The 2749-nt window shown below is 35.9% G+C and carries 3 protein-coding genes; all 3 read left to right on the top strand.

The features are described from left to right. Positions 1-684: Gfo/Idh/MocA family protein (locus WBQ70_RS13075; protein WP_423914972.1), on the top strand; the 684-nt coding region annotated here is incomplete at its 5' end. A gap of 13 nt (positions 685-697) precedes the next feature. Continuing rightward, positions 698-1141: a MaoC/PaaZ C-terminal domain-containing protein gene (locus tag WBQ70_RS13070; RefSeq protein WP_423914970.1), complete on the top strand. Its 444-nt coding sequence runs from the start codon at positions 698-700 to the stop codon at positions 1139-1141. Positions 1142-1144: 3 nt separating this feature from the next. After that, on the top strand, positions 1145-2713 hold the full coding sequence (locus WBQ70_RS13065) for an alpha-L-fucosidase (protein WP_423914968.1): 1569 nt from the start codon (positions 1145-1147) through the stop codon (positions 2711-2713). Positions 2714-2749 lie beyond the last annotated feature (36 nt).

Raw genomic sequence — 2749 nt, 5'->3', positions numbered from 1 at the left:
GCTATAAACTGCCAAATGCGTTTTGCGCCTTATATCATGGCTGCCAAAGACTTGATAAACAAAGGTCTTATTGGCGAATTATATGACTTTGAAGTGCGTTTAACGACCTATACACCATGGGAATATTTTCCGAATGTTGTCAATCACCCAAGATTAGAAATTCAGCAACACAGCATTCATTATATCGATTTGATACGTTCTTTTTTAGGAAATCCAAAAGGAGTTTATTCTAAGACTTTGCGAAATCCTGGCAAACCGATGTCATCAACTCGTACAACTACTATTATGGATTATAACGATGCCATGAGAGCGATAATCAATACCAATCACGATCATAATTTTGGCGAAAAAAACCAAGAAAGTTTTGTGAAATGGGAAGGGACTAAAGGTGCTATTAAAGCTAGAATTGGTTTGTTGCTGGATTATCCAAACGGTAAACCTGATTTGTTTCAATATTGTCTTGTAGAAGAAGGTAAAGATCCCGAATGGATTGAGGTAGAACTCGAAGGATCTTGGTTTCCAGATGCTTTTGTAGGTACAATGGCATCGCTCATGCGCTATGTTGAGGGCTCAACCACTGAACTACCTACAAGTGTAGAAGACGTAGCACATTCTATGGCAATAGTTGAAGCCGCTTATGAGTCAAATGATAAAGGAGGAATTGTACCAGATTTTAATATTTAAATAAAGTTAGAATATGCATATAGTATCACGATTTTATGAAGACTACGAATTAGGTAGTAAAAGAGAAACACTTGGCAGAACTATAACCGAAACGGATTTCGTAGTTCATGCTGGGCACACCGGAGATTATTTTCCTCACCACATGGATGCAGAGTGGTGTAAAACACAATCGTTCAAGCAACGAATTGCTCATGGAACCTTGACTTTCTCTGTTGGTATCGGAATGACGGCAACTGAGATTAATCCAGAAGCTTTTTCAAAAGGGTACGACCGCTTGCGATTTGTAAAACCTGTTTATATCGGAGATACGATTAGAGTTGTTATCACCATCAGTGAAAAGAAAGAATCAAATAAACCTGATTTAGGACATATTACGGAACATGTAGAGATATTCAATCAAAAGGACCAATTGGTTTTGGTTTGTGACCACATTTTATTAGCAAAATATAAATCATAAAAGATGAAAAATAAAATTTTAGGATTAGCAAGTTTAGTATTAGTTTCTTGTTCTGCTCAACAAAAAACAGCGAAGAAGAATGTTTCCAATACAAAAAAAATCGAATATAAAGCTGATTGGGAATCATTAAAGCAGCACCAAACACCAGAGTGGTTTTTGGATGCTAAATTTGGTATCTACTGCCATTGGGGACCGTATTCTGTTCCTGAATATAAAAACGAATGGTATGCACACTGGATGTATGTCAACAAAGACAATCCAGAAGCTAAAAATGGAAAAGCAAGTGAGTTTTATGATCACCACGTAAAAACTTACGGGCCACTGGATAAATTTGGTTACAAAGATTTTATTCCGATGTTTAAGGCTGAAAAATTTGACCCTGCTGCTTGGGCTGATTTATTCGAAAAATCGGGAGCCAAATTTGCTGGACCAGTGTCCGAACATGCTGATGGTTTTGCGATGTGGGATAGTGACTTGACGCAATGGGATGCTAAAGAAATGGGACCTAAACGAGACGTAATGGGCGAATTAGCAAAAGAAATCCGTAAAAGAAACATGAAGTTTATTGCTACTTTTCACCGTCAATGGCTCTATGGTTGGTTTCCAACTTGGGACAAAACTACCGATGCATCTGATCCAAAGTACGCAGGTTTGTACGGGCCTAAAGTTAACAAAGGAGATTTTCAATACCCGAAAAATCCTAAGGAAATGGATGCTAATTCAACACGTTTTTATCCAGTAGGGGATGACCAGTTCAATAAAGAATGGTTGGATCGTTTGAAAGAGATTATCAACAAGTACGATCCAGATTTAGTTTGGTTTGATAACAAAATGGATGTTATTGGTGAAGATTACCGTAAAGAATTCCTAGAATATTATTACAACCATGCAGAGAAGAAAAACCAAGAAGTAGTTTCGACGTATAAGTTTTATGATTTTGCTAAAGGAACAGCTGTTCTTGATTTAGAGCGTTCTAGAATGAAAGAAAAACAACCTTTTCCATGGTTGACTGATGATTCGATTGACTGGAAATCATGGTCACATATTGCTAATCCAGATTATAAATCAACCAATCGTTTGATTGATTTTCTTATAGACGTAGTAAGTAAAAATGGTGCTGTTTTATTGAATATAACACCAAAAGCAAATGGAGAAATCCCCGAACCAGTTAAAGAACGTTTGTTACAAATGGGAGATTGGTTGAGAACTAATGGGGAATCCGTTTATGGAACAAGAACTTTCGATATTTATGGTGAAGGAGATTTTGAAGTGAAAGAAGGTCATTTAAGTGAAGATAAAAATGCAGACAATACTGCCAAAGATATTCGTTTTACAACCAAAGGAGATATTGTTTACGCTACTGTTTTAGATTGGCCTTCAACTAATGAATTGGTAATACACTCTTTCAAGAAAGATGGTCCTTATTTAACTAAAGGAATCAAATCAATTGAATTTTTGGCTAACAAAAAAATGATGAAATTCACCGTTGAAAAGGATGGATTACACATTAAATTACCAAAAGAAAAAGTAGGGGATTATGCTTTTGCATTTAAAATTACGCCTAATACATAATTTGTAAATTTTAAAACATATAAGTCAGGACAAACG

The organism is Flavobacterium sp. (assembly GCF_049590715.1).
In the GTDB taxonomy this organism is placed as follows: domain Bacteria; phylum Bacteroidota; class Bacteroidia; order Flavobacteriales; family Flavobacteriaceae; genus Flavobacterium.
The sequence above is the reverse complement of the archived record's forward strand: the minus strand, read 5'-3'. Positions and strand labels throughout refer to the sequence as shown.